Source organism: Empedobacter sp. UBA2044, from assembly GCF_002333005.1.
GTDB classification, from domain to species: domain Bacteria; phylum Bacteroidota; class Bacteroidia; order Flavobacteriales; family Weeksellaceae; genus Empedobacter; species Empedobacter falsenii_B.
The window spans coordinates 1-4628 of sequence record NZ_DDBA01000071.1 but is presented as its reverse complement, the minus strand read 5'-3'; the positions used below and the strand labels follow the sequence as shown (position 1 = coordinate 4628).

3 protein-coding genes are annotated in these 4628 nt (G+C 31.0%); all 3 read left to right on the top strand.

What is annotated here, in order from left to right:
- On the top strand, nt 1-1245 hold a 1245-nt coding region (locus B4E59_RS13115; protein ID WP_291053414.1), incomplete at its 5' end, for a sterol desaturase family protein.
- A gap of 83 nt (nt 1246-1328) precedes the next feature.
- A complete protein-coding gene (nhaA, locus tag B4E59_RS13110; protein ID WP_291053412.1) occupies nt 1329-2489 on the top strand; it encodes a Na+/H+ antiporter NhaA in 1161 nt (386 codons plus the stop codon).
- Between the two features lie 100 nt (nt 2490-2589).
- Complete coding sequence (locus B4E59_RS13105) at nt 2590-3810, top strand: bifunctional folylpolyglutamate synthase/dihydrofolate synthase (RefSeq protein ID WP_291053409.1); 1221 nt, start codon at nt 2590-2592, stop codon at nt 3808-3810.
- The last annotated feature ends 818 nt before the right edge of the window (nt 3811-4628 follow it).

The window sequence follows — 4628 nt, the reverse complement described above, 5'->3', positions numbered from 1 at the left end:
CGCTATTTCAGGACGGGACAGTGCTTAAAAATGAATCATCCCGAGTATTTAGCTTTTGCTTTACCAGCTTTTTTTCTTTTTTTATGGCTTGAATATGTGGTTGTTAAAAAGAAAAAATTAAAGAATATCTATAAATATGAAAGTTCAGTTTCTAATATTTCAATAGGAATTGCAGAACGATTATTGAATCTTTTTATTACGGTAAGTTTTTACAATTTGTATGTTTGGATTTACGAAAATTATCGTCTTTTAGATATTTCAAATGCTTGGTGGATTTGGGTTGTGATGCTTTTAGCAACAGATTTTGTTTGGTATTGGTATCATCGTTTGGGGCATGAAGTCAATATTTTTTGGGGAGCCCATATTGTGCATCATCAATCCGAAGAATTCAATTTTACGGTTGCAGCTCGTATCACGACTTTGCAAGCAATTGTTCGCAATGTTTTTTGGTGTATTTTGCCTTTTATTGGTTTTCATCCAAATTTAGTGATGACGATTTTGGTGGTTCATGGCGTGTATTCTTTTTTTACGCATACGCAGATTTTGGAGAAACAAAAATGGCTTGAATATATTTTTATAACACCTTCTCTTCATGGTGTTCATCATGCTTCTGACGAAAAATATTTGGACAAAAATTATGGAGATGTATTTGTTTTTTGGGACAAATTATTTGGTACTTTTCAGAAAGAAGAAGAAAAACCAAGATATGGATTAACTCATCCTATCAATAGTTACAGTTTTTTGTGGCAACATTTTCATTATTATTTAGAGTTGTACGAGGCTGCTCGAAGAAAATCATCTATTAAAGAAAAATTGACAATATATTTTGGTAGTCCAGCGGTTATGGATCAGGAAATAAGACCAATTATTGAAAAGAAATGGGTGTCTAAGAATAAAGGGAATAGTTATCATTTCAAATACAAAGGTTATATTAATTTACAATTGATTTTATCGTTTGTCGCGATGAGTATTCTAACATATTATTTTGATCAATTTGATAATTTAACCAAAGGTTTCTTCGTTGTATTTGTCTTGATAACATTAATAAATATTGGTGCACAATTAGAACAAAAAAGATGGGTACCTTATTTAGAACATATTAGATTTTTAGTGTTTTGCAGCTTTTTTATCATTCAATCTCACAATTATTTCTTGCTGATTTTACCTTTCATATTCGTTTTTATCATCGAAAAGATGTTTAATTTTAGCAATTGGTATCAAAAAAGTATTTTAAAGATTATATAAATGATAATTTAGGTCTTATTGTTTCGTTTAGATTAGGCGGTTAAAAACGAGTTCATTATTTTTACCAAACTAAAAAAAATATAATGATAGTTTCTAAACTTTTTAACCAATTTTTTCATAGCCAGACTTCGGGCGGAATTTTATTGATTTTCTGTACTGCGTTTTCTTTATTATTAGCCAATTCACCAATTGCAGAATCTTATGATGCGATTTGGTTAACAGATATGTTTGGGCATTCTTTTGCACATTGGATTAATGATGGTTTGATGGCTATTTTCTTTTTCTTGATTGGTTTAGAATTAAAACGCGAAGTTTTTGTAGGAGAATTGTCGGATACTAAAAAAGCAATTTTACCTGTTTTTGCAGCTTTGGGAGGAATGTTAATTCCTGCATTTATTTTCTTTTTGACGAATAAAGGAACGGATACTATTCATGGTTTTGGAATTCCGATGGCGACAGATATTGCTTTTGCTGTTGCTATTATAACAATGTTAGGAAATAGAGTTCCATTGTCACTTAAAGTATTTTTAACAGCTTTAGCCGTGATTGACGATTTAGGAGCAATTGTCGTTATTGCATTATTTTACCCAAATCCAGAATTACCTTTAGATTTTACACAATTCGGAATTGCAATTGCTATTTTGTTAGGTCTTTTCGCTTTAAATAAATTAAAAGTAAAATCAATGATTCCTTATATTATTGGAGGGATTGCTGTTTGGTGGTTTATGTTGCATTCGGGTATTCATGCTACAATTGCGGGAGTTTTGGTTGCATTTACAATTCCATTTGATAAGGACGATTCTAAATCACTTTCAGCTAAAATGGAGCATGCTTTACATATTCCAGTAGCATTTATTATTCTACCATTATTTGCTTTGGCAAATACTGCAATTACGATAGATGGTGGAGGATTAGCGCATTTTAGTATTCCTTTAGCTTCGGGTATTTTCTTAGGATTAGTTGTAGGAAAACCAGTCGGAATTACATTATTTACATGGATTGCAGTAAAATTTGGTTTATGTGAATTACCTACAGCAGTCAATTTTAAACGAGTTTTTGGCGTCGGAATTTTAGGAGGAATTGGATTTACAATGTCCATTTTCGTTTCGATGTTAGCTTTCAAAGACCCAAGCTATATAAATGAAGCGAAATTGATGATTTTAGTCGCTTCGTTAACAGCTGCTATTGTTGGATTTATTGTTTTAAAAATATTATTAACTACAAAACAAGATTATTCAGATTAAGAATAGTCAATTCATAAATAATAGAATCGAATTTTTCTTCGGAGAAATTCGATTTTTTTTTGAAGATGATTCCGTAACTTCGTGTAAAATTTTTGAATAAATGAGAACGTATCAAGAAACAATCGATTGGTTGTTTACAAATTTACCAATGTTTCAACGTGTTGGAGCATCAGCAATGAAAGCAGATTTAACAAATATTACAGCGTTATGCGAGTATTTGGGAAATCCTCAAACTAAGTTTAAAACGGTTCATATTGCAGGGACAAATGGTAAAGGAAGTACGTCTCATATGTTGGCCTCTATTTTTCAGGAAGCAGGTTATAAAACAGGTTTGACAACTTCTCCACATCTCAAAGATTTTCGTGAACGAATACGTGTAAATGGAGAAATGGCTGATGAAGAATTTGTGATTGATTTTGTGAATAAGCATGAGCAAAAAATAATTGATCAAAAAGCATCTTTTTTTGAAATTGCAATTGCGATGGCTTTCGAATATTTTGCACAACAGAAAGTTGATATCGCGATTATAGAAACTGGTTTGGGCGGACGATTAGATTCAACGAATATTATTTTACCAGAACTTTCTGTGATTACGAACATTGGTTTAGATCATACACAATTTTTGGGTGATACATTGGACAAAATTGCATTTGAAAAAGCTGGTATCATAAAACCAAATACAGCGGTTGTAATTGGTGAAACAACAGCAGAGACAAAAACAATTTTTGAACAAGTAGCGAAAGATAGAAATGCAAAAATCATTTTTGCTGAAGAAAAACATTTTCAAGATTTAGCTTCAGATTTGAAAGGGTCTTATCAAATCAAAAATAAACGTACCGTTTTAACCGCTATTGAACAATTGCAAAAACAAGGTTGGGCAGTCTCTCCTGAAAATATTACGAATGGCTTATTGAATGTTGTAAAGAATACAAATTTGCGCGGACGTTGGGATATTTTAGGACAACACCCATTAATTGTTGCTGATACTGCGCATAATCCACATGGTTTAGCAGAGGTTTCAAAACAAATAAATGAGCAAGCTTATAATCAATTGCATTTGGTTTTAGGATTTGTGAATGATAAAGATGTTTTATCTATTTTAAATTTCTTTCCTAAAAAAGCAACTTATTATTTATGTCAACCAGATGTTCCTCGAAAATATGATATTGACGACTTGTATAAAATAATTCCAGAAGATATTACCGATAAACACTTTTTTGATACAGTAGAAAAGGCATTAATTGCTGCAAAATTAAATGCAACAGAAAATGACATGATTTACGTTGGGGGTAGCACTTTTGTTGTAGCTGGGGTTATTTAATTCTAGAGTATAAATAAAAGATTGATTAGCATAACAACGATAACAATAATTACTATCAACTAAAAAAGGAGAACATGAAGTTCTCCTTTTTTAGTTCTGTCACTCCTATTTTATAAAAGAGCTTCTTTATAGAAACTTAATTATGATGTCATACTAAACTTGTTTCAACATTGCATCTATTATATATTAACTATATTGAATAATCCATTCTCGCTTTGCGACAATCTCCCGAGTAGTTAACTATAAAGTATCCGTTTTTCTTTTCTTTTTGGTAAGAAAAGCAAAACGTCTAATCATTTTCTGCGTTAAAAACGGGTTTTTCTCGTCAAAAACCTCGTATCTCACTTCTCATATCTAAAAAAAACAAAAAATATTTTCCATTGTACCAGCGACTTAAGGAAAGAATGTAAAATAAAAGTAAAATTGGTTTGGAAAAACGAATAATGCAGGCGTATATTTGCAACCGCAATACGAAAGACGAGTAGTATTGTAGTTGACATAAGGACTTATATAGCGACAAAAATTATTTAAAAATAAATTTGCGAGTTTAGAAATAAGCATTACCTTTGCAATCCGATTCCGAAAGGGGGGTTGGGAGTAAAAGTAAGAATTGACTTATTGAAATAAAAGCTTTAAAATTTATCAAAATAAATTTTGTTAGTTAAAAAATAAGTATTACCTTTGCAACCGCAAATACCGAGAGGGTTTGCTAAGATGAGAAGTTCATTTGAAATTATAAAATATACAGAAGAAAAAAATAGCCGAATAAAACGAAGTCAATCCTTTAATAATAGAGTTATAGGAAATTCGAAGTTGTA